Source organism: Streptomyces sp. NPDC054770 (assembly GCF_053611985.1).
Map to the genome: position 1 here is coordinate 80,416 of NZ_JBSHBL010000030.1, position 25,510 is coordinate 105,925.

Annotated in this window: 19 protein-coding genes; 14 read left to right on the forward strand and 5 right to left on the reverse strand. The window is 73.2% G+C overall.

Annotation, left to right across the window (positions count from 1 at the left end; genetic code table 11):
• Positions 1 to 40: 40 nt before the first annotated feature.
• The 9 genes from ACWGKQ_RS25290 (at position 41) to ACWGKQ_RS25330 (ending at position 15,284) form a co-directional block, all read left to right on the forward strand.
• Entirely contained in the window at positions 41 to 5,437 is a 5,397-nt protein-coding gene (locus ACWGKQ_RS25290) for a caspase family protein (RefSeq protein WP_453294216.1), read from the forward strand.
• A gap of 83 nt (positions 5,438 to 5,520) precedes the next feature.
• Positions 5,521 to 7,752 (forward strand): molybdopterin oxidoreductase family protein, encoded by a 2,232-nt coding sequence (locus ACWGKQ_RS25295; protein ID WP_453294217.1) that lies wholly within the window; start codon positions 5,521 to 5,523, stop codon positions 7,750 to 7,752.
• Between the two features lie 121 nt (positions 7,753 to 7,873).
• Positions 7,874 to 9,268, forward strand: a complete 1,395-nt coding sequence (locus tag ACWGKQ_RS25300; RefSeq protein ID WP_453294218.1) for a CitMHS family transporter — start codon at positions 7,874 to 7,876, stop codon at positions 9,266 to 9,268.
• 95 nt (positions 9,269 to 9,363) lie between these two features.
• Entirely contained in the window at positions 9,364 to 10,608 is a 1,245-nt protein-coding gene (locus ACWGKQ_RS25305; protein WP_453294219.1) for an MFS transporter, read from the forward strand.
• Between the two features lie 101 nt (positions 10,609 to 10,709).
• Positions 10,710 to 11,510: a hypothetical protein gene (locus tag ACWGKQ_RS25310; RefSeq protein ID WP_453294220.1), complete on the forward strand. Its 801-nt coding sequence runs from the start codon at positions 10,710 to 10,712 to the stop codon at positions 11,508 to 11,510.
• Positions 11,497 to 12,153: a class F sortase gene (locus ACWGKQ_RS25315; protein ID WP_453294221.1), complete on the forward strand. Its 657-nt coding sequence runs from the start codon at positions 11,497 to 11,499 to the stop codon at positions 12,151 to 12,153. The genes ACWGKQ_RS25310 and ACWGKQ_RS25315 overlap by 14 nt, the downstream gene beginning before the upstream one ends.
• Before the next feature lie 87 nt (positions 12,154 to 12,240).
• On the forward strand, positions 12,241 to 12,693 hold the full coding sequence (locus ACWGKQ_RS25320; protein ID WP_453294222.1) for a DUF3574 domain-containing protein: 453 nt from the start codon (positions 12,241 to 12,243) through the stop codon (positions 12,691 to 12,693).
• Positions 12,694 to 12,793: 100 nt separating this feature from the next.
• Complete coding sequence (locus ACWGKQ_RS25325; RefSeq protein ID WP_453294223.1) at positions 12,794 to 14,182, forward strand: aldehyde dehydrogenase family protein; 1,389 nt, start codon at positions 12,794 to 12,796, stop codon at positions 14,180 to 14,182.
• A 13-nt stretch (positions 14,183 to 14,195) separates the two neighbouring features.
• Complete coding sequence (locus tag ACWGKQ_RS25330; RefSeq protein WP_453294224.1) at positions 14,196 to 15,284, forward strand: Zn-dependent alcohol dehydrogenase; 1,089 nt, start codon at positions 14,196 to 14,198, stop codon at positions 15,282 to 15,284.
• Between the two features lie 7 nt (positions 15,285 to 15,291).
• On the opposite strand, the gene ACWGKQ_RS25335 is transcribed toward ACWGKQ_RS25330, so the two are convergent.
• On the reverse strand, positions 15,292 to 16,236 hold the full coding sequence (locus tag ACWGKQ_RS25335) for a DMT family transporter (protein WP_453294225.1): 945 nt from the start codon (positions 16,234 to 16,236) through the stop codon (positions 15,292 to 15,294).
• A 287-nt stretch (positions 16,237 to 16,523) separates the two neighbouring features.
• The gene (locus ACWGKQ_RS25340; protein WP_453294226.1) at positions 16,524 to 17,171 is read right to left on the reverse strand and encodes a TetR/AcrR family transcriptional regulator; all 648 of its coding nucleotides are present in this window, start codon (positions 17,169 to 17,171) and stop codon (positions 16,524 to 16,526) included.
• A gap of 61 nt (positions 17,172 to 17,232) precedes the next feature.
• Here ACWGKQ_RS25340 and ACWGKQ_RS25345 point away from each other — a divergent pair, with 61 nt between their 5' ends.
• The 3 genes from ACWGKQ_RS25345 to ACWGKQ_RS25355 all read left to right on the forward strand — a co-directional run bounded on the left by ACWGKQ_RS25345 (position 17,233) and on the right by ACWGKQ_RS25355 (position 19,467).
• Positions 17,233 to 18,384, forward strand: a complete 1,152-nt coding sequence (locus tag ACWGKQ_RS25345) for an acyl-CoA dehydrogenase family protein (RefSeq protein ID WP_453294245.1) — start codon at positions 17,233 to 17,235, stop codon at positions 18,382 to 18,384.
• Positions 18,385 to 18,443: 59 nt separating this feature from the next.
• Positions 18,444 to 18,731, forward strand: coding sequence for a YiaA/YiaB family inner membrane protein (locus tag ACWGKQ_RS25350; RefSeq protein ID WP_453294227.1), 288 nt, complete (start codon positions 18,444 to 18,446; stop codon positions 18,729 to 18,731).
• A gap of 112 nt (positions 18,732 to 18,843) precedes the next feature.
• On the forward strand, positions 18,844 to 19,467 hold the full coding sequence (locus ACWGKQ_RS25355) for a TetR/AcrR family transcriptional regulator (protein ID WP_453294228.1): 624 nt from the start codon (positions 18,844 to 18,846) through the stop codon (positions 19,465 to 19,467).
• Between the two features lie 14 nt (positions 19,468 to 19,481).
• Here the strand turns inward: ACWGKQ_RS25355 and ACWGKQ_RS25360 are convergent, their stop codons facing one another.
• Positions 19,482 to 19,943: a MaoC family dehydratase gene (locus ACWGKQ_RS25360; protein ID WP_453294229.1), complete on the reverse strand. Its 462-nt coding sequence runs from the start codon at positions 19,941 to 19,943 to the stop codon at positions 19,482 to 19,484.
• Positions 19,944 to 20,065: 122 nt separating this feature from the next.
• Between ACWGKQ_RS25360 and soxR the strand changes: the two genes are divergently transcribed.
• Positions 20,066 to 20,536, forward strand: a complete 471-nt coding sequence (soxR, locus tag ACWGKQ_RS25365; protein ID WP_453294230.1) for a redox-sensitive transcriptional activator SoxR — start codon at positions 20,066 to 20,068, stop codon at positions 20,534 to 20,536.
• Between the two features lie 62 nt (positions 20,537 to 20,598).
• Here the strand turns inward: soxR and ACWGKQ_RS25370 are convergent, their stop codons facing one another.
• Positions 20,599 to 21,045: a DUF2690 domain-containing protein gene (locus tag ACWGKQ_RS25370; RefSeq protein ID WP_453294231.1), complete on the reverse strand. Its 447-nt coding sequence runs from the start codon at positions 21,043 to 21,045 to the stop codon at positions 20,599 to 20,601.
• A 118-nt stretch (positions 21,046 to 21,163) separates the two neighbouring features.
• Between ACWGKQ_RS25370 and ACWGKQ_RS25375 the strand changes: the two genes are divergently transcribed.
• Positions 21,164 to 24,211 (forward strand): tetratricopeptide repeat protein, encoded by a 3,048-nt coding sequence (locus ACWGKQ_RS25375; RefSeq protein ID WP_453294232.1) that lies wholly within the window; start codon positions 21,164 to 21,166, stop codon positions 24,209 to 24,211.
• Positions 24,212 to 24,415: 204 nt separating this feature from the next.
• Here ACWGKQ_RS25375 and ACWGKQ_RS25380 read toward each other — a convergent pair whose 3' ends face one another.
• Positions 24,416 to 25,483, reverse strand: a complete 1,068-nt coding sequence (locus ACWGKQ_RS25380) for an RNA ligase (ATP) (RefSeq protein WP_453294233.1) — start codon at positions 25,481 to 25,483, stop codon at positions 24,416 to 24,418.
• Positions 25,484 to 25,510: the final 27 nt, after the last annotated feature.

Genomic DNA, 25,510 nt, shown 5'->3' on the forward strand with positions numbered 1-25,510 from the left:
GGCGCCGGGCCCCGCTGAGGCGACGGCCGCCGGCACCCCCGTGGGTGCTTCGCGCCGTTTCCTCATCGCCGCCGCCGTCACCTCCGTCGCCGCGCACCCCGAGGCGGAACGCGCCGAACTGGCCGACGACGTACGCCGGATCGAGGAACTCTTCCTCGGACCGCTCGGCTACCGCCGGGGCGCGGACCTCGCCCTCGACCCGACCCGCCGCCAACTCCAGGACGCGCTGCGGGCGTTCGCCACCGCCCCGGACCGCGGCCCGGAGGACTACGTGGTCCTCTACCTCGCCACGCACGGCGTCACCGCCGAGCACAGCGGACGCCACTACCTGCTGCTGCACGACAGCGACACACGCGATCTGCGCGGCACCGCCCTGCCGACCGAGGACCTGGTCGCCCAGCTCTGGGAGGACACCCCCGTCGAGCGGCTCCTGGTGCTGATCGACGCCTGCTACTCCGAAGAGGGTGCCGACAGGGCACTGCGCGGGGCGCTGGAGGCCCGCCGCTTCCGGGAGCCCGTCACCGAGTACGGCACCACCGGCCTGGTCCTCGTCTCGTCCTCGCGCCGCAAGGAGGAGGCATACACCGGCGCCCTGTCAGCGGCCTTCGACCGGGCCGTGCGCCGTACCGCCACCGCCGGGCACGCGCCCGCCCACATCAGTCTCGAACACGTCATGGCGGCCATCCGCAGCGACCCTGAGGTCCCCGCCGCCCAGCGCCCGGTCTGGTCCCTCACCCACGCCACCGGCGACATCCCGGCCTTCCTCCCCAACCCCCGGCACGTGCCCGACTCCGCCGGGCTCAAGCTGGAGGAGATCGACCGCATCGTCGACCTCGGCGCCCGTGAACGTGGCGCCCGCGACCAGGACATGCGGGAGTTCTTCATGCCCCGCGCCCGCGGCACCGACGTGCCCACCGAGGACGTCTGGGACTTCACCGGCCGCCACGCGGCACTGGGCGACATCACCACCTGGCTCGACCCCCGCCGCGTCGGGGAACGCCTGTGTGTGGTCACCGGGGACCCCGGGTCCGGCAAGTCCTCGCTGCTCGGCATGGTGGCCGTCCTCACCGACGACCACCGCAGCGGGTCCGTACCCCGCGCCGGGCTGCCCGCGCTGCTGCCCCGCCCCGGCGACGTGGACGTCCGCATCAACGCGAGCCACCTCTCCACCCGCGAGCTCCTGGACGCCCTGTCGGCGGCCGCCGGCTGCGCCGCCGACTCCCTCGGGGCACTCACCGCGCACCTGCAGACCAGGACCCGCCCGCTCGTCGTCCTGGTCGACTCGCTGGACGAGGCGCTGGCCCCGCACGAGGCCGTCGACGAACTGTTCCTCCCCCTCACCGACCCCGAACGCCGGCTCCAGCTGCGCCTGCTGATCGGCGCCCGCCCGCACGTCGCCGCCCGCTTGACCGCCGCCAGCCCGCGCATCGACCTCGACTCCGAGCGGTACGGCGACCCGGACGCCGTCCGCGCCTACACCCGCAAGCTGCTGTGCGTCGACGGCTCGGTCCTCAAGGCCGCCGCGCCCCGGCTGGTGGACGCGATCGCGGAGGCGGTCGCGGAGGCCGCCGGCCGTTCCTTCCTGGTCGCCCGGATCACCGCGCGCACCATCGCCCGCGAGCGCCGCCCACCGGATCCGTACGACCGGCGATGGCGCGACGAGCTTCCGCGACTGCCCGGCGAGGCGATGGAACGCGACCTGGTGCAGCGCCTCGGTCCGTTGGCTCGTCAGGCCCGTGACCTGCTCCTCCCGCTCGCCTACACGCAGGGTGCCGGCCTGCCCTGGGCCGGCGTCTGGCCACGGCTGGCCGCGGCGCTCACCGGCGAGCGGTACGGCGACGAACACATCGTGTGGCTGCGGCAGGCGGCTGGGTCGTACGTCGTGGAGAGCGTCGAGAGCGGCGGGTCGGTGTACCGGGTCTACCACCGGGCGCTCATCGAATACCTGCGTGAGGGTCGGGACGCGGCGGCGATCCAGCGCACGGTGACGCGGGTGCTGCGGGACATCGAACACCCTTATGCCCGCCGCTACTTGGCGCTGCATGCCGGCGAGGGCGGGGTCCTGGACCCGCTCGTCCAGGACGCGGCCTTCGTGCTGGGCGCCGAACCGGGCCCGCTGCTCGCCGCCCTGCCCGGCCTGCGCACCCCCGAAGGCCGCCGCGCCGGCCAGGCGGTACGGGACCTGGAGGAGCGGCTGCGGCACCGGGAGGGCGCGGGCGCGGACCCGGAGATCCGGGCGAGGCTGCGGCTGGCGGCGGTGTGCCGCAAGGCGCAGGCCCTGGCGGACTCCTGCGACACCGGAGAGGGCGCGCTTCCGTGGCGGGCCCGCTGGGCGGCGTGGAACCCGCACGAGGGGAACCGGCGGTACGCGGGGATGATGTTCGGGGTCGGCAACGGGGTGGTGGTGCCCCACCGGTACGGTGCCCGGTTCCTGGACCTGTCGCCCTGGGACGGGGCGATGTGGTGTGAGCTGGACCGGGGCACCTGGCACCAGGTGCACCCGCAGCGGGGCGACCCGTCCGCGTGGACGATCACGGTGACACCCCAGGTGGAGGGTGCGGCGGCCGGCCTGACCTGGACCACCCGCCCGGCGGTCGAGCAGGAGAAGGTCGTCACGAAGAACTACGCACGCCTGCTCTACCTGTGGACGGCTTACGGGCGTCGGACCTGGCTGCTGCCGCCCGCCCCGACGGACACCGAACCGGAGCGGCGCGTTCCGGAGTCGCCGTCGGAGGTGGCCGTGCTGGCGGATGCCGACGGCGAGGCCGCAACGGCGGTGCTGCGGCTCCGTGACGGCAGGCTGCTCGTCTACAAGCTCGGCGGCGTCCGCGCACACCCACCGCTGACGCGCGGACAGCGCCGGGCGCTGTGGGACTTCGAGATCAGGGACTGGGAGGAACGCGCGGAGGAACTGGCGGCCGAGTTCCTCTTCTCGGTCGACGGCGCAGGCCTGGGATCCCGGATCACCACCTGCGCGGCGCCGTCCGGGCTGCCGACGTCGTCGCTGCTCCTCGGACTCGAGGGCGGGGAGGTGGTGTGGTTCAACATCGGCAGCGGGGCAACGGACTTCGAGGTGCACCCCGGACACGAGGGACCGGTCACCCGGATCGAGCTGGTCACCGGCCATCCCCAGGGTGCTCTCCTGGTCACCGCCGGCGAGGACCGCACGGTCCGGCTCTCCTCCTTCACGGCCGGCAAGCCCCTGCGGACCCTGCTGAGGAGCACCTCCGCCGTCGCGTCCTTCGCGGTACACCGGGTCGGCCGGCAGTGGATCGTCGCCGTGGTCACGGCCGACGGCCAGTTGCACCGGATCGACCTGGACAGCGGCCGTCCGACCGGTCTGCCCTTGCGCGTCGATCCCGGCACCGCGAGCCGGGTGGCCGCCTTCGACCTCGGACCCACCGCCTGCGTCTCCGTCCAGGGGAACAACAGCGGCCTCCAGCTCTACGACCTGGTGTCCGGGGAGCGGGTGGGCGGCCAGGTCCGCAGACACGCCGCCGCGGCCGTCTGCGCGGCGGGCGGCACGGTCTGCGCGGGGGGTTCCGACGGGGTCGTACGGTTCTGGCCCTCCGTCCACGCCGCCGATTCGGTGCAGATCACCGCGCACCAGGGCCCGCTGCTGGCTGCCGGGGAGATCCGTGGCCCGGGCGGTGCGCCGGCGCTGGTCACGGTCGGTGAGGATGCCCGGATCCGCTGCTGGGACCTGGACCGGCCGCATGAACTGTGGCGCCGCCGGGTCCTCGACCCGGGCCTCTGGGAGGTCCCGCTGATCGGCTGTGCCGCCATCGGACACACCGCGGACGGCCGGTCCCTCGTGGTCACCGGCGAGCACGGCGGCCGGGTCGCGGTGCTCGTGCTGCGCGACGGACTCCCGGTGGCCGAGCAGGAGTTCACCCTTCCCGAAATCGTCACCGCCGTCACGGCCGGCCGGATCCGGGGCCGGGACGTGGTGGTCGTCGGAACCGGATCCGGCCGGCTCGCCTGCTGGGATGTGGGCGCGGGGCGGATGTACGCGCTGGGGCCGGACCCGGAGGAGCCGGTGTGGCTCACGGCGCTCGCCCTCACCCCCGACGGCTCGGGGCGGCTGGCGGCCGGCGCGTTCGACGGCTCCGTGCAGGAGTGGTCGCTGCCGGGGTACCGGCCGCTCGGACCGGCCCGCGCCGCACACCGGGGCACGGTCCTCGCCCTGTCCCATGCCGGCGGCCGGCTCTTCGGCTGCGGCACCGACTCCCGGCTGGTGTGCCTGGACGACGGCTGGGAGCGGCGGATGCCGCAGCCCGTCGGCTCGCTGCACGCCACCCGAGACGGACTGCTCTGCGGCGACGAGGCGGGACAGGTCTGGCAGGTACGGGAGACCCCCGAGGGCCGGCGCGCGGTGGAACTGCTGGACGCCGTACGGCCCGTGTCCGCGGTGGCGGCGGTGGCCCTGGACGGGGGCGGGGGCCTGGCGGTGGTCGCGGGGAGCGCCGACGGGTCGCTCCAGATACGGGACGGCGAGACCGGGGCGCTGGTGCGGCGGCTGCGCCCGGTCGGTGACGGCGGCGTGGAGCAACTCGCCACCGTCGCCTGGCGGTCGCCCGGCCGGGCGGTCCGCCCGCTGCTGTTCGCCCGAGGCACCGACGGCCTGCTGGAGTACTGGGACTTCGACGCCGGCGGAGCCGTCCCCTCCGCGGGACGGCCCCTGGTCACGCCCGTGCCGCACCAGCGCCGGGAGCGGGTACGGCTGGCCGTGCTCCCGGACGGCCCGGACGCCCAGGCACTTCTCTCCCTCGCGGTCTGGGACGCCCGGCCCAATCCCCTGGCCTACGGCACCCGCGCCGACCACCATGTCGCCGTCCACGACATCGCCAGCGGACCCCGGCACGACCAGCCGTGTGCGGCCGAGTCGGAGGAGGCTGACATCGGCGCGGTACGCGCGGTGCGCTGCGCGGGCCGGTTGCTCGTCCTGGTCCACGTCCACGGGGTGGGCGTACGGGTGCTGGACACGTCGACCCGCCGCTGGGCGGTCCTGCACGGGCTGGACATGACCGAGGCGTTCGCCCTGACGGGGCCGGGTGGTGACGAACTCCTGGTGACCGGGGGGCACCACACCCGCATCATCGCGTGGGAGGCCCTGCTGCCCCGCTTCACGCGTCCCGACGAGCGCCCGCCCCGGCATCGTCCCGCCACCGGCGGGCGCCGCCTGTACCGTCGTCCGCCGACTCCGCCGCCCGTGGCTCACGAGCACGTCACGCGGTTGGAGGTCGACCAGGCCGCCCTCCTGCCTGACGGCCTGTCCTACGCAGTGGCGTGCGGGGACGCGGTGGTCGTCCTGGGCACCCGCACCGGCGTCATCCACTGCGAAGTGGAGCTTCCCTCCCCGTGCACCGCCCTCGCCACCGGCCCCCATGGCGAACTCGTCGTCGGCACCCGCAACGGAATCATCCTCTTCGACTGAGACCTCGTCCTCGGAAGGGACTCCCCACGCGACATACCGATCGGTATGCTCGGCTCGAGTTCCGCGACTCCCGGGAGGCCCCCATGCCCCGCACCGCCCTCCGCATCTGCCCCCTGTGCGAGGCCACCTGCGGCCTGACCCTCACCGTCGAGGGCACCCGCGTCACCGGCGCCCGCGGGGACCGCGACGACGTGTTCAGCAAGGGGTTCATCTGCCCGAAGGGCGCCTCCTTCGGCGCCGTCGACGGCGACCCCGACCGGCTGCGCACCCCCCTGGTCCGCAGGGACGGCGAACTGCGCGAGGCCACCTGGGCGGAGGCCTTCGACGCGGTGGCCGCCGGGGTGCGGGGCGTCGTCGAGCGGTACGGCGCGGACTCCGTCGGGGTCGTCCTCGGCAACCCCAACGTGCACACCGTGGCCGGCGGCCTCTACCCGCAGGTCCTGGTCGGCGCCCTCGGCACCCGCAGCGTCTTCACCGCGTCGACGGTCGACCAGATGCCCAAGCACGTCTCCAGCGGACTGCTCTTCGGCGACGCCAACGCGATACCGGTGCCCGACCTCGACCACACCGACCACCTCCTCCTCATCGGCGCCAACCCCCTGGAGTCCAACGGCAGTCTGTGCACCGCCCCCGACTTCCCCGGCAAGCTCAAGGCGCTCAAGGCCCGCGGCGGCACCCTCACCGTCATCGACCCGCGCCGCACCCGCACCGCGAAGCTCGCCGACCGGCACATCGCCATCCGGCCCGGTACCGACGCCCTGTTGCTCGCCGCGATGGCCCAGGTCCTCTTCGAGGACGGCCTGGTGGACCTGGGGCACCTCGCCCCGCACGTCGAGGGACTCGACGAACTCCGGGCCGAACTGGGCGACTTCACCCCGGACGCGGTCGCCCACGCCACCGACGTCGACGCCGGCACGATCCGCGTCCTCGCCCGCGAACTCGCCGCCGCTCCCACCGCCGCCGTATACGGCCGGATCGGCAGCTGCACCGTCCCGCACGGCACCCTCGCCAGCTGGCTCGTCGACGTCCTCAACATCCTCACCGGCAACCTCGACCGGCCCGGCGGCGCGCTCTTCCCGCAGGCCGCCACCGACCGGACCCCGCGACCCGCCGGACCCGGCCGCGGCTTCGCGCTCGGCCGCTGGCACTCCCGGGTCAGCCAACACCCCGAGGCGAAGGGCGAGTTGCCGCTCTCCGCGCTCGCCGAGGAGATCGACACCGCGACCGCGGAGGGCGAGCCGATCCGGGCGCTCATCGCCGTCGCCACCAACCCGGTACTCTCCGCGCCCGACGGCGACCGCCTCGACAAGGCCCTGGGCTCCCTCGACTTCATGGTCAGTGTCGACCCCTACCTCAACGAGACCGCCCGCCACGCCGACGTCGTGCTGCCCCCGCCGCCGCCCTCGCAGAGCCCGCACCACGACTTCGCCTTCAACACCCTCGCCGTACGCAACCAGGTCCGCTACTCCCGCCCCGCCGTCCCGCTGGAGCCCGGCCGGATGGCCGAGAGCGAGATCCTGGCCCGCCTGATCCTCGCGGCCGGCGGCATGCACGGCGCCGAACCGTCCGCCGTGGACGACATGGTCATCGGCCAGACCCTCGGGAAGGCGGTCCGGGAGACCCACTCGCCCGTGCACGGCCGGGACCCGCAGGAACTCGCCGGCCTGCTCACCGGGGACACCGGCCCCGAGCGCCGGCTCGACCTCATGCTGCGCCTCGGCCCCTACGGCGACGGCTTCGGCGTCCGGCCCGACGGGCTCACCCTGGAGCAGCTGCTCGCCCACCCGCACGGCATCGACCTCGGGCCCCTCACCTCCCGCCTCCCGCAGCCGCTGAAGACCAGGAGCGGCAAGGTCGAACTGCTGGCGCGGCCGATCGCCGACGACCTGCCCCGGCTGCGCGCGGCCCTCGACACCAGCCCCGCGGCACTCGTCCTCGTCGGCCGCCGCCACCTGCGCTCCAACAACAGCTGGATGCACAACGTGCCCGCCCTCACCGGCGGCACCAACCGCTGCACCCTGCACATCCACCCCGAGGACGCCGAACGGCTCGGCGTGCGCGACGGCGCCGACGTACGCGTCAAGGGCGCCGGCGGCGAGGTGGTCACCCCCGCCGAGGTCACCGACGGCGTCCGGCCCGGTGTCGTCAGCCTCCCGCACGGCTGGGGCCACAACCGCCCCGGCACCCGGCTCAGCCACGCCGCCACCGCTCCCGGCGTCAACGTCAACCAGCTCCTCGACGGCAGCCTGCTCGACCCGCTGTCCGGCAACGCCGTCCTCAACGGCATCCCCATCGAAGTGACCGCAACCTCGTGACCTGGACTTTCGCGCTTATTGCTCGCGTGTCAACGTCTTGTTAACGACGTTTGACGCGACCTAACGTCGTCGCACCGCCGGCCCTGGTGGGAGTTCAAGGGCGAACGTTAGGTATCCACTCATGCTGACCATCCTCGGCTTCGCCATGATCGCGACCTTCCTGGTCCTGATCATGCTGAAGAAGATGTCGCCGATCGCGGCGCTCGTGCTGATCCCCGCGCTGTTCTGCGTGTTCGTCGGCAAGGGCGCCCACCTCGGCGACTACGTCATCGACGGCGTCACCAGCCTCGCGCCCACCGCGGCGATGCTCATGTTCGCGATCGTCTACTTCGGCGTGATGATCGACGTCGGCCTCTTCGACCCGGTCGTCAAGGGGATCCTGAGGTTCTGCAAGGCCGACCCGCTGCGGATCGTCGTCGGTACGGCCGTACTCGCCGCGATCGTCTCGCTCGACGGCGACGGCTCCACCACCTTCATGATCACCGTCTCGGCGATGTACCCGCTGTACAAGCGCCTGAAGATGAGCATGGTCGTGCTGACCGGTGTCGCCGCGATGGCCAACGGCGTGATGAACACCCTGCCCTGGGGCGGCCCCACCGCCCGCGCCGCGACCGCGCTCAAGCTGGACGCGAGCGACATCTTCGTGCCGATGATCCCGGCGCTGGCCACGGGCCTGCTGTTCGTCTTCGCCCTCGCCTACGTCCTCGGCCGCCGCGAGCGCAGGCGGCTCGGCGTGCTGACGCTGGACGAGGTGCTGGTGGAGGAGCCGGAGACGGTTCTCGTGAGTGCGGTCGCGGGCAAGACCCCCGCCCGCACCGGCGGTCCGGGCTCCGGAACCGGCGCGGACCTCCCCGACGAGCCCGAGGACGACGGCTTCCAGGGCCTCGACCCGCACCGCGAGACCCTGCGCCCCAGGCTGTACTGGTTCAACGCGCTGCTCACGGTCGCCCTGCTCACCGCCATGATCATGGAGTGGCTGCCGATCCCGGTGCTGTTCCTGCTCGGTGCGGCGCTCGCGCTGACCGTCAACTACCCGCAGATGCCCGCCCAGCGGGCCCGGATCGCCGCCCACGCCGAGAACGTCCTCAACGTCTCCGGCATGGTCTTCGCCGCCGCCGTCTTCACCGGCGTCCTCCAGGGCACCGGCATGGTCGACCACATGGCCGACTGGCTCGTCGGCAACATCCCCGACGGCATGGGCCCGCACATGGCCCTCGTCACCGGCGTACTGAGCATCCCCCTCACGTACTTCATGTCGAACGACGGCTTCTACTTCGGCATCCTCCCGGTGCTCGCCGAGGCCGGCCAGGCGCACGGCGTCTCCGCCGTGGAGATCGCCCGCGCCTCGATCGTCGGCCAGCCGCTGCACATGTCCAGCCCGCTCGTCCCCGCCGTCTACGTCCTGGTCGGCATGGCCAAGGTCGAGTTCGGCGACCACACGCGGTTCGTCGTGAAGTGGGCGGCGGCGACATCGCTGGTGGTGCTCGGGGCAGGAATCCTGTTCGGGACTATGTGACATAGCACTGTGTTGCGCGGCACCGGGTTGCGCGGCACCGGTCCCGCAGCACCGCGCGCACAGCACCATGTGACATAGCACTGGGAGGTCCCACCATGGCGCCCGGCAGGAACCGAGGCTGGCTGCTCCGTCTCGTCATAGCCTTCGGCTTCGCCCAGGGGGCGGTGTCGATGGCCCGCCCCGCCGTCTCCTACCGGGCGCTCGCCCTCGGCGCCGACGAACGGGCCGTCGGCGTCATCGCGGGTGTCTACGCCCTGCTCCCGCTCTTCGCCGCCGTACCCCTCGGCCGCCGCACCGACCACGGCCGCTGCGCACCCCTGCTGCCCGTCGGCGTCGTACTGATCTCCGGCGGCTGCGCGCTCAGCGGACTCGCCGGCTCCCTCTGGGCGATGGCCCTGTGGAGCGGGGTGATGGGCCTCGGCCACCTCTGCTTCGTGATCGGCGCGCAGTCCCTGGTGGCCCGCCAGTCGGCCCCGCACGAACAGGACCGCAACTTCGGCCACTTCACCATCGGGGCGTCGCTCGGCCAGCTGATCGGGCCGATCGCGGCCGGTGCACTGATCGGCGGCCACGACATGGCGGGCAGCAGCGCGCTGGCCCTGGTGGTGGCGGGCGCGGGCGCGGCCGTCGCGTTCACGTCGTTGTGGCGCATCGAGGACCGTACGGCGGTCAAGTCCCGTACCGCGGCGGGGGACCGGGTGCCGGTGGGCCGTATCCTCCGGGCCCGGGGTGTGCCCGCCGGCATGCTGATCAGCCTCTCGGTGCTGTCCGCGACCGACATCCTGACCGCGTACCTTCCCGTGGTCGGCCAGCACCGGGACATCACCCCGGCCGTGATCGGCGTGCTGCTCAGCGTGCGGGCGGGAGCGACGATCGCCTGCCGGCTCGTCCTCACCCCGCTGCTGCGGCTGCTCGGGCGGCCGGCGCTGCTGACCGTGACCTGCTTCCTGGCGGCGGTGCTGTGCGGGGGGATCGCGCTGCCGGTGCCGGTGTGGGCGCTGGCCATGATGCTCGCCGTGCTCGGCTTCTGCCTGGGGGTCGGGCAGCCGCTGTCGATGACGACGGTCGTCCAGGCCGCACCCGACGGCGCCCGTTCCACCGCGCTCGCCCTGCGGCTGACCGGCAACCGGCTGGGTCAGGTGGCCGCTCCGGCCGGGGCGGGACTGGTGGCGGGAGTGGCCGGGGTGGCCGCGCCGTTCGTGATGCTGGGCGCGTTGCTGCTGGTGTCGGCGGGGGTGGCGGTGCGCTCGCCGGGGGCGGCGGGGCGGCGCGCGGGGGCCGTTCGGGTGCCGTGGACGCGGCGCAAGGACCCGGCGTTGCGCCGCACGAGCGATATCTGACGGCGCGTCGGACGTGGCTGCCGCGGACCGAGGAGTGCATGAGTGACAGTCCAGACGAAAGGTCGATTTGTATGAAAATCATCTAAGTCGGAGGAGCCTGCATGCCCACGCTCACACTTCCACGCGCCGCCGGTTCCCGCGCGGGCGCCACCGTCCTCCTCGCCGCTCTGGCCGCTGCGGGCGCGTCGTGGGTGGCGGCGCCGAACGCGATGGCCCAGGGGGAGAACGGCGACATCAGGCTCCACCGTGTGGGTGTGCCCTTCGGTGTCTCGAAGGACGACCCGGTGGTCTGCAAGTTCTACCTGGACGCCGTCAACTTCGACATCCTCACGACGGTCGCCTACACCATCACGCCGCAGCCCCCGCTGCCCACCGCGGCCTCCGTCGCCGGCGTCATCCAACTCGCCGGAGGCGCCGGCCACACCGACCCGCTGGGGCTCGCGGACGGGCAGTACAAGATCACGTGGATCGTGGCCGGAGCGCCGAAGGAGAAGGTCTTCCGGGTCAACTGCCACGACGGCAACCAGGACGGACCGCAGGGCCAGAACGGCCAGAACGGCCAGGGTGGTCCGAACGGTCCGAATGGGCCGAACGGTCAGGACGGGCCGAACGGTCAGGACCGGCCGCAGGGCCAGAACGGCCAGAACAACCAGAACGGTCCGAACAACCAGAACGGTCCGAACGGACAGATCGAGGACAACCAGCGCGGCGACAGCGGCTCCTGGGCACAGGGCGGCGACCACAACGGCCCGCAGGGCGGTGTCCACGCGGGCGGCGGCGGCCTCGCCGACACGGCGGCCGCGTTCTCGCCCGTGGCCGCGGCCACGGCCGTGAGCCTGGTCCTGGCCAGCGGCGTGGTGTACGTCCGGCTGATCCGCCGTCGGCCCCATGGCGCCGCGTAGGCGCAGACGCAGGCCCTGGTACCGGACCCGCGCCTACCGCCTCGCCAGAACGGCCCTGCTGGCGATCGTCCTGGTGACAGTGGTCCGGTGGTGGGGGAGCGACGGGTCGACCACGCCCGACGGGTCGGACGCCTCGGCGGCCGCCGGTCAGGGCGCGGACCGGCCCGGCCCCCCGCCCCGCCCGCTGCCCCGGTCCCGGCCGACGTCGATGCGCATCCCGTTCCTGGGGGTCGACGCGCCGGTGACCGGGGTCCGGCTCGACCGGGGCTGGCGGTTGGAGACACCACCGGTCGACGACCCGAAGCTGATCGGCTGGTTCGAGGGCGGCGCCACGCCGGGCGAGTCCGGCCTCGCGGTCGCCGTCGGACACCGGGACACCAGGACCGGACCCGCCGTCTTCGCGGCGCTCGCCCAGGTGAAGCCCGGCAAGCGGATCGAGGCCGACCGCGCGGACGGCCGTACCGTCGTGTACACCGTGTACCGGGTGAAGGTCTACGACAAGGTCGGCTTCCCCGACAAGGAGGTGTACGGCCCGACCCGGCGCCCCGAACTCCGCGTGATCACCTGCGGTGGCCTCTTCAGCAAGCGGACCGGATACACCAGCAACGTGGTGGTCTTCGCCCGCCTGACCGCGACGGGGTGACCGGCTCCGGCCCCGCCGTTCGACCTGGACGAGTGAACCCGGTGGAAAGCCGGGACCGGAGCGGGGCAAACCCTCTAGGAAGGGGGCATGCCTACTCATTCTCTCCGTAACCGCTCCGTCCTCGCGGTGGCCGGAGTCCTGCTCGCCGGCGCCCCCACCGCGTACACCGCGCTGGCCGACGGCCGTTCCGCCGCCGTGCCGACACGCGGCAAGCCCTACATCGAGTCCCGGCTGTTCTTCGGCACCGCCCGCCCGGACGGCGGACCGGCCGTCACCGACCGGCAGTTCACCGCCTTCGTCGACAAGGAGGTCACCCCGGACTTCCCCGACGGGCTCACCGTGCAGAACGGGCGCGGGCAGTGGCGGGACGTGCACGGGACGATCGAGAAGGAGCGGTCCTACGAGCTGGTCCTGCTGTACCCGGAGACGGCGGCGAAGGCGAGCGACCGGAAGATCGAGGAGATCCGGCGGGCGTACGAGAAGGCCTTCGGGCAGGAGAGCGTGGGGCGGGTGGACGAACGGGCCCGGGTCGACTTCTGACCGCCCGATCCAGGCGGCCGTGTCTGGCGCGGTAAAACTATCGCCGCTAGTTTGTGATCCGGACGCCACAGCCACGCACCACCCGCCGGGAGGAAGCAGCATGAAGGCACACGACGGCCTGTACATCGACGGCGCCTGGCGCGCCGCCGAGAGCCAGGACGTGATCGAGGTCGTCAACCCGGTCGACGAACAGGTCGTCGGCCGGGTCCCGGCGGGTGGTGCGCTGGACGTCGACACCGCCGTGCGCGCCGCCCGTGCCGCCCTCCCGGCCTGGGCGGCCACCCCGCCTGCGGAGCGGGCCGCCCGGCTCGGCCGGCTGCGCGATGTGCTCGCGGCCCGCAAGGACGAGATCGCCGAGACCGTCACCGCCGAGCTGGGCTCGCCGCCGAAGTTCTCGCAGGCCGTGCACGCGAGCGTGCCCATCGAGGTCGCCGGTTCCTACGCCGAGCTCGCCGCGACCCATGTCTTCCGGGAACAGGTCGGCAACTCGACCGTCCTGCACGAGCCGGTCGGGGTCGTCGGCGCGATCACACCCTGGAACTACCCCCTGCACCAGATCGTCGCCAAGGTCGCCCCGGCGCTCGCCGCCGGCTGCACCGTCGTGCTCAAGCCCGCCGAGGACACCCCGCTCACCGCCCAGCTGTTCGCCGAGGCGGTGCACGAAGCCGACGTCCCCGCCGGGGTGTTCAACCTGGTCACCGGCCTCGGCCCGGTCGCCGGGCAGGCCCTCGCCGAGCACCCCGGCGTCGACCTGGTCTCCTTCACCGGCTCCACCGCCGTCGGCAGGCAGATCGGCGCGGTGGCCGGGGCGGCCGTGAAGAAGGTCGCCCTCGAACTGGGCGGCAAGTCCGCCAACGTCATCCTCCCGAGCGCCGACCTCGCCAAGGCCGTCAACGTCGGCGTGGCCAACGTGATGTCCAACTCCGGCCAGACATGCAGCGCGTGGACACGGATGCTGGTCCACACCGACCAGTACGACGAGGCGGTCGAGCTGGCCGCCGCCGCTGCCGCCAAGTACGGCGACCGGATCGGCCCGGTCGTCAACGCCAAGCAGCAGGCACGGGTGCGGGGTTACATCGAGAAGGGCATCGCGGAGGGCGCGCGGGTGGTCGCCGGCGGTCCCGAATCCCCGCGTGAGCAGGGCTACTTCGTCAGCCCGACCGTCTTCGCCGACGTCACCCCGGAGATGACGGTCGCGCAGGAGGAGATCTTCGGCCCGGTCCTGTCGATCCTGCGCTACGTCGACGAGGAGGACGCCCTGCGCATCGCCAACGGCACGGTCTACGGGCTCGCGGGCGCGGTCTGGGCCGGGGACGAGGCGGAGGCGGTGGCCTTCGCCCGGCGCATGGAGACCGGGCAGGTCGACATCAACGGCGGCCGGTTCAACCCCCGAGCCCCGTTCGGCGGCTACAAGCAGTCCGGTGTCGGGCGGGAGCTGGGCGAGGCCGGTCTCGCCGAGTACCTCCAGACCAAGTCCCTCCAGTTCTGAGGAGGTCGCTCCGATGACTTTCACGGTCCGAGCCGCCGTACTGCCCGCCGTGGGCGCCCCGCTGTCGGTCACCGCGATCGAACTCCCGGACCCCGGTCCCGGTCAGGTCCGGGTCCGGCTCGCCGCCGCCGGTGTCTGCCACTCCGACCTCTCCCTGTCCGACGGCACCATGCGGGTGCCGGTCCCGGCGGTCCTCGGCCACGAGGGCGCGGGCACCGTGGTGGCCGTGGGGGAGGGGGTCACCCGGCTGTCGCCCGGTGATCCGGTCGTCCTCAACTGGGCGCCGTCCTGCGGAAGCTGCCATGCCTGCGGGCTCGGCGAGGTCTGGCTGTGCGCCAACGCGCTGAACGGCTCAGCCGACGTCCACGCCCGTACGGCCGACGGCACCGACCTGCACCCCGGCCTGAACGTGGCGGCCTTCGCCGAGGAGACGGTGGTCGCCGAGTCCTGTGTCCTCCCGCTCCCCGCCGGTGTCCCGCTCACCGACGCGGCCCTGCTCGGCTGCGCGGTCCTCACCGGGTACGGCGCCGTCCACCATTCGGCGCGGGTGCGGAAGGGCGAGTCGGTGGCGGTGTTCGGCGTCGGCGGGGTGGGCCTGGCCGCCGTCCAGGCGGCCCGGATCGCGGGCGCGTCCAGGATCGTCGCGGTGGACGTCTCGGCGGAGAAGGAAGGGCTGGCGCGCGCGGCCGGCGCCACGGACTACGTCGTCGCCTCCGACACCACCCCCCGCGCGATCCGCGCCCTCACCGCCAAGCAGGGCGTCGACGTCGCCGTGGAGTGCGTGGGCCGCGCGGTCAGCATCCGCGCGGCCTGGGAGTCCACCCGCCGGGGCGGCCGTACGACGGTGGTCGGCATCGGCGCCAGGACCGAACAGGTCACCTTCAACGCCCTGGAGATCTTCCACTGGGGCCGCACCCTCTCCGGCTGCGTCTACGGCAACTCGGACCCGGCCCGCGACCTGCCGGTGCTCGCCGGACACGTCCGGGCGGGCCGCCTGGACCTGACCGCGCTGGTGACGGAACGGATCGGGCTCGAGGACATCCCCGTCGCCTTCGAGAACATGCTCGCGGGCAAGGGCGGCCGGGCCCTGGTCGTCTTCTGACCGGCCGTCACGGCACCTGTTCGGAACGGGGCTCCCCGGCCGTGGTCACGGTCCGGGGAGCACGGGCCCGCGCCCGGGACCGGGACACCGCCACACCGGCCAGGCACAGCACCCCGCCCGCCAGCGTGACCAGCCCCGGCACCTCGCCGAGGGCCAGCCACGACATCAGCACCACCAGCGCGGGCACGGCGTACGTCGTCGCGCCCATCCGGCTCGCGGTGGTCCTGGCCAGGGCATACGCCCAGGTCGTGAAGGCCAGCGCGGTCGGGAAGACGCCGAGGTACACCATGTTCAGGGTGGCGGACAGCGGCGCGTCGGCGGCCTGGTGCACCAGCTGCCCGGCGAACGGCAGACAGGCGACGGCGCCGACCAGACACCCGTAGGTCGTCGCCTGGAGCGCGCTCGCCCGGGCCAGCGCCGGCTTCTGCGAGACGACTCCGGCCGCGTAGGCCACCGCCGCGAGCAGGCACAGCACCACACCCAGCACCGAGGAGCCGCCCCCGCCGGCCATCGACAGGCCCACGGTCACGGCGCCCGCGAACGACACCGCCATCCCCGCGAGCAGCCGGGGCGGCATGGGGTCACCGAGCAGCCGGGCCCCGAGCAGGGCGATCAGCAGCGGGCCGACGTTCACCACGAGGGCGGCCGTCCCCGCGTCGACCTGCTGCTCGCCCCAGTTGAGGGCGACCATGTAGAAGCCGAACCACAGCACCCCGGATATCCCGATCCCGCGCCAGGCCGACCTGGGCGGCGGCGGTACCCGCCGTACGGCGCAGATGAGCCCGAGCGCGATCGCCCCGGCCGACATCCGCCCGAGCGCGAGCGCCCCCGGCGAGTAGGCCGACCCGGCACTGCGGATCGACACGAAGGCGGAGGCCCAGAGCACGACGGTGACACAGGCGGCGACGGTCGGAAGAAGGTGCGGTCGGGCCGGGGCGGCTGGGTTCGTCATACCGCCGAGGGTAGGGACCGCGACCGGCTCGGCGCTGGCGGATTTCGGACGGCTGCCCGGGGCCGGGGGGTGGGGACACTCACCGGCGCTCGCCGGGTGCCGCCCGCGCCCGCCCTCCCCCACTCTCGCCTTCGCTCGAGCGGGGGGACCCCCATCGCCCCAGCGGCACGACTGCCCGCGGCTGAAGCGCCCCGTAAGGGGCGCGGGGCTGTATCGATATGCGGCTCCGCCGCGTGGGCGCGATCAGCCCCCACCGGCCCGCAGCCGACGTCCGACCGAACCGCCCCTCACGTAGTCTCCCGCACCTTCTCGAATTGCTCCTGCAACCCATCCAGCAACGCCCGCAACCCCGTCTCGAACGCCCGCTCGTCGATCTTCTCCTGGCGCTCCGAGAGGAGATGCGCCTGGCCCAGGTGCGGATAGTCCGCCGGGTCGTACGCGCTCGCGTCGTCCACGAAGCCGCCGGCGAACGACCCCAGCGCCGACCCCATGATGAAGTACCGCATCAGCGCCCCGATCGACGTCGCCTGCGCCGCCGGCCACCCCGCGTCCACCATCGCGCCGTAGACCGCGTCGGCGAGCCGCAGGCCGGCCGGGCGGCGGCCGGGGCCCCGGGCCAGGACCGGGACGATGTTCGGGTGGTCGCGCAGTGCCGCCCGGTACGACACCGCCCAGTCGTGCAGCGCGGTCCGCCAGTCCCGGCCGTCGCCGTCCTCGAACATCGACAGGTCGACCTGCGCGCTGACCGAGTCCGCGACCGCCTCCAGGATCTCGTCCTTGGTGCGGAAGTGGTTGTAGAGCGAGGGCCCGCTCACCCCCAGCTCGGCCGCGAGCCGCCGGGTGGAGACGGCCGACAGACCCTCCGCGTCGACGAGTTCCCGTGCCGCCCGGACGATCCGGTCGGTGCTGAGGAGGGGCTTGCGCGGTCGGGCCATGGCGTACATAGTAGGGCTGCGGACAAAAACTAGCACTGCTAATTTAAAGGGTGATCGCATGGTGAACCTGGGACTCGGCGAGGAGCAGACCGCCGTACGGCGGCTCGCCCGGGACTTCGTCGAGCGCGAGATCACCCCGAACGTGATCGCCTGGGACCGCGCCGAGGAGGTCGACCGGGGCATCGTGAAGAAGCTCGGCGAGGTCGGCTTCCTGGGCCTGACCGTCGACGAGGAGTACGGCGGCTCGGGCGGTGACCATCTGTCGTACTGCCTGGTCACGGAGGAACTCGGCCGCGGGGATTCCTCGGTCCGCGGGATCGTGTCCGTCTCCCTGGGGCTGGTGGCCAAGTCCGTCGCCGCCTGGGGGAGCGAGGAGCAGAAGCGGCGCTGGCTGCCGGGCCTGACCTCCGGCTCGTACGTCGGCTGCTTCGGCCTCACCGAACCCGGCACCGGCTCCGACGCGGGCAACCTCACCACCCGTGCCGTTCGCGAAGGCGACGAGTACGTCGTCAACGGCACCAAGACGTTCATCACCAACGGCACCTGGGCCGACGTCGTCCTGCTCTTCGCCCGCTCCACCGACGCCCCCGGCCACAAGGGCGTCTCCGCCTTCCTGGTGCCCACCGACACCCCGGGCCTGACCCGCCGCGCGATCCACGGCAAGCTCGGCCTGCGCGGCCAGGCCACCGCCGAGCTCGTCCTGGAGGACGTCCGGGTCCCCGCCGCCGCGCTGCTCGGCCCGGAGGGCAAGGGCTTCTCGGTCGCCATGTCGGCGCTGGCCAAGGGGCGGATGTCGGTCGCGGCCGGCTGTGTCGGGATAGCGCAGGCCGCACTGGACGCGGCCGTGAGGTACGCCGGGGAGCGCGAGCAGTTCGGTACGCCGATCGCCGGTCACCAGCTGGTCCAGGAGCTGATCAGCGACATCGCCGTCGACGTGGACGCGGCCCGGCTGCTGACCTGGCGGGTCGCCGACCTCGTCGACCGCGGCCTGCCCTTCGCCACGGAGTCCTCCAAGGCCAAGCTCTTCGCCTCGGAGGCGGCCGTGCGGGCCGCCAACAACGCCCTCCAGGTCTTCGGCGGCTACGGCTACATCGACGAGTACCCGGTCGGCAAACTCCTGCGCGACGCCCGTGTGATGACCCTCTACGAGGGCACCAGCCAGATCCAGAAGCTGCTCATCGGGCGGGCGCTGACGGGTGTTTCGGCGTTCTGAGTACGTTCCTGAGTATCCCGGCGGATGTGGCGCGGGCCACGTTCGCCGATGCTCGACCCATGAGTGAGACACCAGTCAGACAGCAGAACACGGCCGCCTTCTACGGTCAGGCCGTCGCCTCCTTCGGCGTCGCCATCACGGCCACCGCCATCGGTATCTTCCGGCTGCACGCCGACGCCTGGGTCCGTGCCTTCCTCGGCATCGCCGTGCTCTACCTCGTCACCTCCGCCTTCACGCTCGCGAAGGTCATCCGCGACCGCCAGGAGGCCGGGCAGATCGTCAGCCGCGTCGACCAGGCCAGGCTGGAGAAGCTGCTCGCCGAGCACGACCCCTTCGAGAAGCTCTGACCGGCTCCGAGAAGCCCTGGGAAGCTCCGAAAAGCTCTGAGCGGGCACACTAAGCGCTCGCTCAGCTTCGGCGGTATGGTGGAGCTCCGGTATCGAGAGGGGCGAGCGAGCGATGAGTACGGCGGAGGAGACGACCGGCGGCGAGGTCGAGCCGTGGGAAGAGGTCACCCCTGACGCGGCCCGGCGACTGCTGGTCGCCGCCGTGGAGGCCTTCGCCGAGCGCGGCTACCACGCCACCACCACCCGCGACATCGCGGGCCGGGCCGGCATGAGCCCGGCCGCGCTCTACATCCACTACAAGACCAAGGAAGAGCTGCTCCACCGGATCAGCCGCATCGGTCACGACCGGGCCCTGGAGATCCTCCAGACGGCCGCCCGGCGCGAGGGCACCGCCACCGAGCGGCTCGCCGACGCCGTCGGCTCCTTCGTCCGCTGGCACGCCGGGCGGCGCACCACCGCCCGGGTCGTGCAGTACGAACTCGACGCCCTCGGCCCCGACGCCCGCGCCGAGATCCTCGACCTGCGCCGCCAGGTCGACGCCGAGGTGCGCGGGATCATCCAGGAGGGCGTCGAGACGGGTGAGTTCGACGTCATCGACATCCACGGCACCACCCTCGCGGTGCTCTCGCTCTCCATCGACGTCGCCCGCTGGTTCAACGTGAACGGCCCCCGGACTCCCGAGGAGGTCGGCGCGCTCTACGCCGACCTCGTGCTGCGGATGGTCGGGGCCAAGTAGCGGCCCCGCCGCCCTCAGAGGTAGTACCGGGACACCGACTCCGCGACGCAGACCGGCTTGTCGCCGCCCTCGCGTTCCACGCTGAAGGCGACGGTCACCTGGACGCCGCCCGTGACGTCCTCCACGCCGGTGATCTTCGCGGTGGCGCGCAGCCGGGAACCGACCGGGACGGGGGCGGGGAAACGGACCTTGTTGGTGCCGTAGTTCACGCCCATCCGCACGCCCTCGACCTTGATCAGCTGGGGGCCGAAGAGCGGGAGCAGCGACAGGGTCAGGTAGCCGTGCGCGATGGTCGTGCCGAACGGGCCGGCGGCCGCCTTCTCCGGGTCGACGTGGATCCACTGGTGGTCGCCGGTCGCGTCCGCGAACAGGTCGATCCGCTTCTGGTCGACCTCCAGCCAGTCGGTGTGGCCCAGCTGCTCGCCCACGGCCGCCTTCAGCTCGTCGGGGGAGGTGAAGATCCTCGGTTCTGCCATGTTGCCGGCCCTCTCGCACTCACGGGTCACGCGTGCATTGTCTAAGCAACTGCTTAGCATGGTCCGATGCGAGTCCCCTGTCAACGGACCGCGACGCGTACCCGGTGGGTAGTGTCTGCGGGGTGCCGCAGATTCCCGAGAAGATCCAAGAGCTGAGCGTGGGCCAGCTGTCCGCACGCAGCGGCGCCGCCGTCTCCGCCCTGCACTTCTACGAGTCCAAGGGCCTCATCAGCAGTCGCCGGACCTCCGGCAACCAGCGCCGCTACCCGCGCGACGCGCTGCGCCGGGTGGCCTTCGTCCGGGCGGCACAGCGCGTCGGCATCCCCCTGGCGACGATCCGCGAGGCCCTCGCGGAACTCCCCGAGGAGCGCACGCCGACCCGGGAGGACTGGGCCCGCCTCTCGGAGGCGTGGCGCGCCGAACTCGACGAACGCATCAGGCAGCTGAACCGCCTCCGCGACCACCTGACGGACTGCATCGGCTGCGGGTGCCTGTCCCTGAGCAGTTGCGTGCTGTCCAATCCGGACGACGCGTACGGCGAGCGGCGGGCGGGGTCGCGGCTGCTGCCGGAGCGGACCGTCCAGGGACGGTGAAGGACTGTGCGCGGGCGCCGCGACCCCCGTGCGCCCCGCCCGCGCACCAGCCGGCGGCCCGGTCAGTAGGCGCCGGTGGAACCGCTCCAGGTCCGCGCACCGCCGTCGTAGAAGCCCTTCGCGAGCGACTTCACGCCAATGTCGTTGACCATCTTGGTGTAGCAGCCCGTGTTGCCGTTCAGCACGGTGCAGGGATACTCCACGCCGTCGCTGGTCCGGTGGACGGCGACCCACGGGGCCGACTGGTCCTGCGGGACGTAGGCGGCGCGTGAGATCCGTGCCCAGGCCGCGCGGCAGCTGGGGCTGTAGCGCAGTTCCACGTAGGCCGAGCCGAGCCAGATGGCCCCGTTCGAAGGCGTGATGGCGTCGCTCTGGCAGTAGGTGGCGGGGTCCTTGCCCTCGCAGGTGGAGCCGTAGCAGCCGGCGGCGTTCGCGGGCGTGGCGATCGCGGTACCCGCCGCGGCGAGGGCCAGGACGGTCAGCGTCGTGGCCCAGTTGCGAACCTTCACTGTCTTACTCCTCATCAATCTGCCTGCCCCGTAAGGCAGTTGGTCCGGTCGTCCCCCTGACGACCGGTGACGTGAGGATTTAGGATCGGTCTTGCGAAAACCTTGTGACGGAGGTCCGTTGAAGCTCCTTCTGCTCGGTCCGCTGGAACTGCGTGTCGCGGGGGCCGGGACGGACTTGGGGCAACCGCGCAGACAGGCGGTGCTCGCCGCGCTGGCGGCCGACGCCGGACGGCCTGTCACTTTGGAGACGCTGGTCGGCCGGCTCTGGGACGGCGATCCGCCGGACGCCGCGCGATCCGTCGTCTACTCCCACATCAGCCGCCTGCGGCGGCTCCTGGACGAGGCCGCGGCCAAGGAGGGCGGCGGGGCGGCGGCACGGCCGTCGATCCGCCTCGGCAAGGTCTCCGGCGGATACCTGCTGGAGGCGGACGAGGACGCCGTCGACCTGGCGCGGTTCCGCTCCCTCGTCGCGCGCGGGCGTGAGCCGCTGTACTCCGACACGGAGCGCGCCGGCCACCTGGAGGAGGCACTGCGGCTGTGGCGGGGCGCTCCGCTCCCGGGACTGTCCGGGGCCTGGGCCGAGCGGATGCGTACGGCCTGGAGCCAGGAGCGGATCGAGGCCGCGCTGGCCTGGGCGCAGACCTGTCTGCGGCAGGGCAGCCCGGAGCGGGTGCCCGAACTGCTGCGGCCCCTGCTGGCCGACCACCCCCTGTCCGAGCCACTCGCCGTGCTCCTGATGCGCTCGCTCGCCGCCGTCGGCTCGACCACCGACGCACTGCACGTCTACACCGGCATCCGCCGGCAGCTGGCCGACGAGCTGGACCTGCCGCCCGGTCCCGAACTGCGGTCGGCGTACGAGGAGGTGTCGAGCACAACCGCCGTACGGGAACGACGGGCCCCGCAGCCGCCCGCGCCCCCCGTTCCCGCCCAACTGCCCATGGACATCCGGCCCTTCACCGGGCGCGACGCACAACTCGGCGACCTGACCCGGGCCCTGGTCCCCGGCGCCGGCCCGGACGGGGCCACCGCGGCGGTCGTGTCCGCCGTGTCCGGCACTGCGGGCGTCGGCAAGACCGCGCTCGCCGTGCACTGGGCCCACCGATCGCGCGGCGCCTTCCCCGACGGGCAGCTGTACGTCGACCTCAGGGGCTACGACCCGCAGAAACCGGTGTCCGCCGCCCAGGCGCTGACCGGATTCCTCACCGCCCTCGGGGTGCCCCGGCAGGAGATCCCGCTGCGTCTGGAGGACCGGGCGGCACGCTACCGGACGGCCCTCGACGGACGCCGGCTGCTGGTCCTGCTGGACAACGCCGCGTCGGCCGCCCAGGTCAGGCATCTGCTGCCGGGCAGCCCGGACTGCCGGACGCTGATCACCAGCCGGGACTCGCTGGGCGCCCTGGTCTCGGTCAACGGCGCCCACCGTGTGCTGCTCGACGCGCTCTCCCGCACCGACTCCCTCGCCCTGCTGCGGGCGTTGATCGGGGAGCGGATCGACGCGGAACGCTCCGTCGCGCTCGACCTGGCCGACCAGTGCGCACGGCTGCCGCTCGCCCTGCGGGTGGCCGCGGAGCTGGTGCTCTCCCGGCCCGCCGAGCCGCTCAGCCGGCTGGTGGCCGAACTCCACGACCACCAGCGCCGGCTGGACCTGCTGGACTCGGGCGACGATCCGCGGGCCGCCGTACGTGCCGTCTTCTCCTGGTCCTACGCACGCCTCGCCGAACTGCCCGCCCGGCTCTTCCGGTTGCTCGGCCTGCACCCCGGTCCCGACACGGACGCCCACGCGGCCGCCGCACTGGCCGGCGAGTCCGTGGCAGCGGTACGGCGGGCGCTCGACCTGCTGGCCCGCGCCCACCTGCTGAACCGCACCGCCGCCGGCCGGTACGGCATGCACGACCTGCTGCGCGTGTACGCGGCGGAGCTGGCCGCCCGCCACGACCCGGCGGTGGAACGCGAGGCCGCCCTCACCCGGCTGCTCGACCACTGCCTCGCCGCGTCCGCGGCCGCCATGGACGTCCTCTACCCGGCCGAACGCCATCTGCGCCCCGCCGTCGAGCGGCCCGGCACCGGGCTGCCGCCGTTGCGGACCGCCGAGGAGGCCCGCGCCTGGCTCGCCGCCGCGCAGCCCACACTGGTGGCGCTGTGCTCACGCACCGAGGAGCCCGGCCCGTCCGGGCACACCGTGCGCATCGCCACCACCCTGCACCGCCACTACGAGCGCTCCGGGCACTACACGGACGCCCTGACCGTCCACACCTACGCGCTGCGGGCCGCACGGTCGGTGGGGGACGCGCGGGGCGAGGCGGACGTTCTCGTCTGCCTCGGCGCCGTGCACCGCAGGCTCGGCGACTACGACAGCGCGCAACAGCTCCACGACACCGCCCTCGTGCTGTGCCGCCGTATCGGCTACGCGGCGGGCGAGGCCCGGCACCTCACCAATGTGGGGGTCCTGCACGAACTGCGCGGACGCTACCGGGAGGCCGCCGAGCAGCACGAGCGTGCGGTCGTGCTGTTCCGTTCGGTCGGCGACGCGCACGGCGAGGCGGACGTGCTCAACAACCTCGGTATCGTGCTGGAACTGCTGGAGGACTTCGAGGCGTCGGTCGAACGCTACGAGCGGGCCCTGGAGCTGTACCGGGCCGTGCACCACCCCCTCGGGGAGGCCAGCGCCCTCGGCAACCTCGGCATCCTGGTGGCCCGGCTGGGCGACCACGCGGCGGCGGCCCGGCACTTCGAGCGCGCGCTGACGCTGTTCCGGCGGCTGGCGAACGCGGCGGGCACCGGGCACGCCCTGTCCAACCTCGGCAACGCGCTCAGCGGTCTGGGCCGGCACGAGGAGGCGGCCGGACACCAGCGCGAGGCCCTGGACCTGTTCCGCCGGATCGGCGAGCGCTACGGCGAGACCGGCGCGCTCAACGGCCTCGGCGAGGCCCTGCACGGGCTCGGGCGGGCCGCCGAGGCGCTGGAGGCGCATGCGGAGGCGCTGGAGGTCGCGCGCGAGATCGACGAACAGGAGGAACAGGCGCGGGCGCACGTGGGGGCGGCGGTGGTGTTGCGGGACGCCGCCCCGCAGGAGGCCGACGCCCGTCTCCGCGAGGCCCTGGACCTCTACACGACGCTGGGCTCACCTCGGGCGGAGGAGGTCCGCGAGCTGCTCGACGACCGCTGACCGTGGCCGTTCGGGTGCGGGCCGGTGGGGGCTGATCGCGCAGTTCCCCGCGCCCCTAAAAGCATCAGCCGCGGGCAGTCGTGCCGCTGGGGCGATGGGGGTCCCCCCGCTCGAGCGAAGCCGAGAGTGGGGGAGGGTGGGCGCGGGCGGCACCCTGCCAGTGCCGGTAAGCGACACCCCCCGCCCCGCCCCCGCCCCGGGCGCCTACTCGAACTCGGTCCCGCCCTTCCGGGTCAGGTACGCCCCGCTCACCGCCTTCGCGATCGCCCGCCCCCCGGTCACCGCGCTGTACCGCTCCACCACCGGACGGATCACCACGCCCTCGCGCAGGTGCAGCCCCCGCCCCGACACGGTCTCCCGACCGCTCGCGGTCTCCAGCACCCGCCCGATGTCGTACGGTCCCTCGAACAGCCGTGGCACCAGCGGCAGTTCGCCCGCCAGGAACTCCGCCGCGTCCAGCCACCGCACCGCCCCGCCGACCTCGGCCGACACGTCGAACGCGGCGTACCCGAGCGACTCGCGCCGCCCGTCGGCGCCGTACGTCAGGTCCTGGACCCCCGCCCCGTACACCTCCCCGAATATCCCGACCCGGCGCGCGCCGAGCCGTTCGGCGAGGCGTCGGGCCGCCTCGGCGACGCCGTGGCCGCGGATCGCCCGCCAGTAGAGGTTGCGCGGGTCCTCCTTGAGGGCCAGGGACTTCGCGCCGAAGCCCTTGGAGGACACGTACACCCGGTCCTCGTCGGCGACATACGTGAGCAGGCACGCCGAACCGTGCAGTTTCTCGGTGAGGACCACCGGCTCGCCGGGCTCGAAGATGCCGGGGTAGCGCTGGATGTTCTCGATGTCGACCCAGGGCAGCAGATCCGGCGCCGACTCGACGTCCCCGTCCATCGTGGGCGGGATCGGCGGCACCCACTTGGTGATGCCGAGGACCTCCGCGAAGTCGGTGCCCTCCGCCGCCGCCCGCGCCAGGTCGACGCCGGCCAGCGCCTTCGGCCGGCACACGATGCCCTGCGACAGCTCACCGCGCAGCCGCACCGCCCTGACCCGGTCCGCCCTGCTTCCCGCCAGCCGCCCGGTCAGCCCCAGTTCCTCGATCAGTCCGGCCGGCAGCACGGCCTGTTCGGGGATGTACAGGGCGGTCTCGCCGGTGCGGTACACGCCCTTGGCGACGACCGCGCGGTAGAGGCCCACCTGGGCCAGGTCCAGCGCGTCGGCGTTGGGGTGTTCGTGCACGGTCAGCACTTCGGCGGTGACGCGCAGCGTCGACATCGGTACTCCTCGCTCGGAGGGAACCCG

Excerpts from the sequence above, each read along its gene's own strand:
- ACWGKQ_RS25295 (WP_453294217.1), top strand. The coding sequence starts at position 5,521 with ATGCCCCGCACCGCCCTCCGCATCTGCCCCCTGTGCGAGGCCACCTGC.
- ACWGKQ_RS25300 (WP_453294218.1), top strand. The coding sequence starts at position 7,874 with ATGCTGACCATCCTCGGCTTCGCCATGATCGCGACCTTCCTGGTCCTG.
- ACWGKQ_RS25305 (WP_453294219.1), top strand. The coding sequence starts at position 9,364 with ATGGCGCCCGGCAGGAACCGAGGCTGGCTGCTCCGTCTCGTCATAGCC.
- ACWGKQ_RS25310 (WP_453294220.1), top strand. The coding sequence starts at position 10,710 with ATGCCCACGCTCACACTTCCACGCGCCGCCGGTTCCCGCGCGGGCGCC.
- ACWGKQ_RS25315 (WP_453294221.1), top strand. The coding sequence starts at position 11,497 with ATGGCGCCGCGTAGGCGCAGACGCAGGCCCTGGTACCGGACCCGCGCC.
- ACWGKQ_RS25320 (WP_453294222.1), top strand. The coding sequence starts at position 12,241 with ATGCCTACTCATTCTCTCCGTAACCGCTCCGTCCTCGCGGTGGCCGGA.
- ACWGKQ_RS25325 (WP_453294223.1), top strand. The coding sequence starts at position 12,794 with ATGAAGGCACACGACGGCCTGTACATCGACGGCGCCTGGCGCGCCGCC.
- ACWGKQ_RS25330 (WP_453294224.1), top strand. The coding sequence starts at position 14,196 with ATGACTTTCACGGTCCGAGCCGCCGTACTGCCCGCCGTGGGCGCCCCG.
- ACWGKQ_RS25335 (WP_453294225.1), bottom strand. The coding sequence starts at position 16,236 with ATGACGAACCCAGCCGCCCCGGCCCGACCGCACCTTCTTCCGACCGTC.
- ACWGKQ_RS25340 (WP_453294226.1), bottom strand. The coding sequence starts at position 17,171 with ATGGCCCGACCGCGCAAGCCCCTCCTCAGCACCGACCGGATCGTCCGG.
- ACWGKQ_RS25350 (WP_453294227.1), top strand. The coding sequence starts at position 18,444 with ATGAGTGAGACACCAGTCAGACAGCAGAACACGGCCGCCTTCTACGGT.
- ACWGKQ_RS25355 (WP_453294228.1), top strand. The coding sequence starts at position 18,844 with ATGAGTACGGCGGAGGAGACGACCGGCGGCGAGGTCGAGCCGTGGGAA.
- ACWGKQ_RS25360 (WP_453294229.1), bottom strand. The coding sequence starts at position 19,943 with ATGGCAGAACCGAGGATCTTCACCTCCCCCGACGAGCTGAAGGCGGCC.
- ACWGKQ_RS25380 (WP_453294233.1), bottom strand. The coding sequence starts at position 25,483 with ATGTCGACGCTGCGCGTCACCGCCGAAGTGCTGACCGTGCACGAACAC.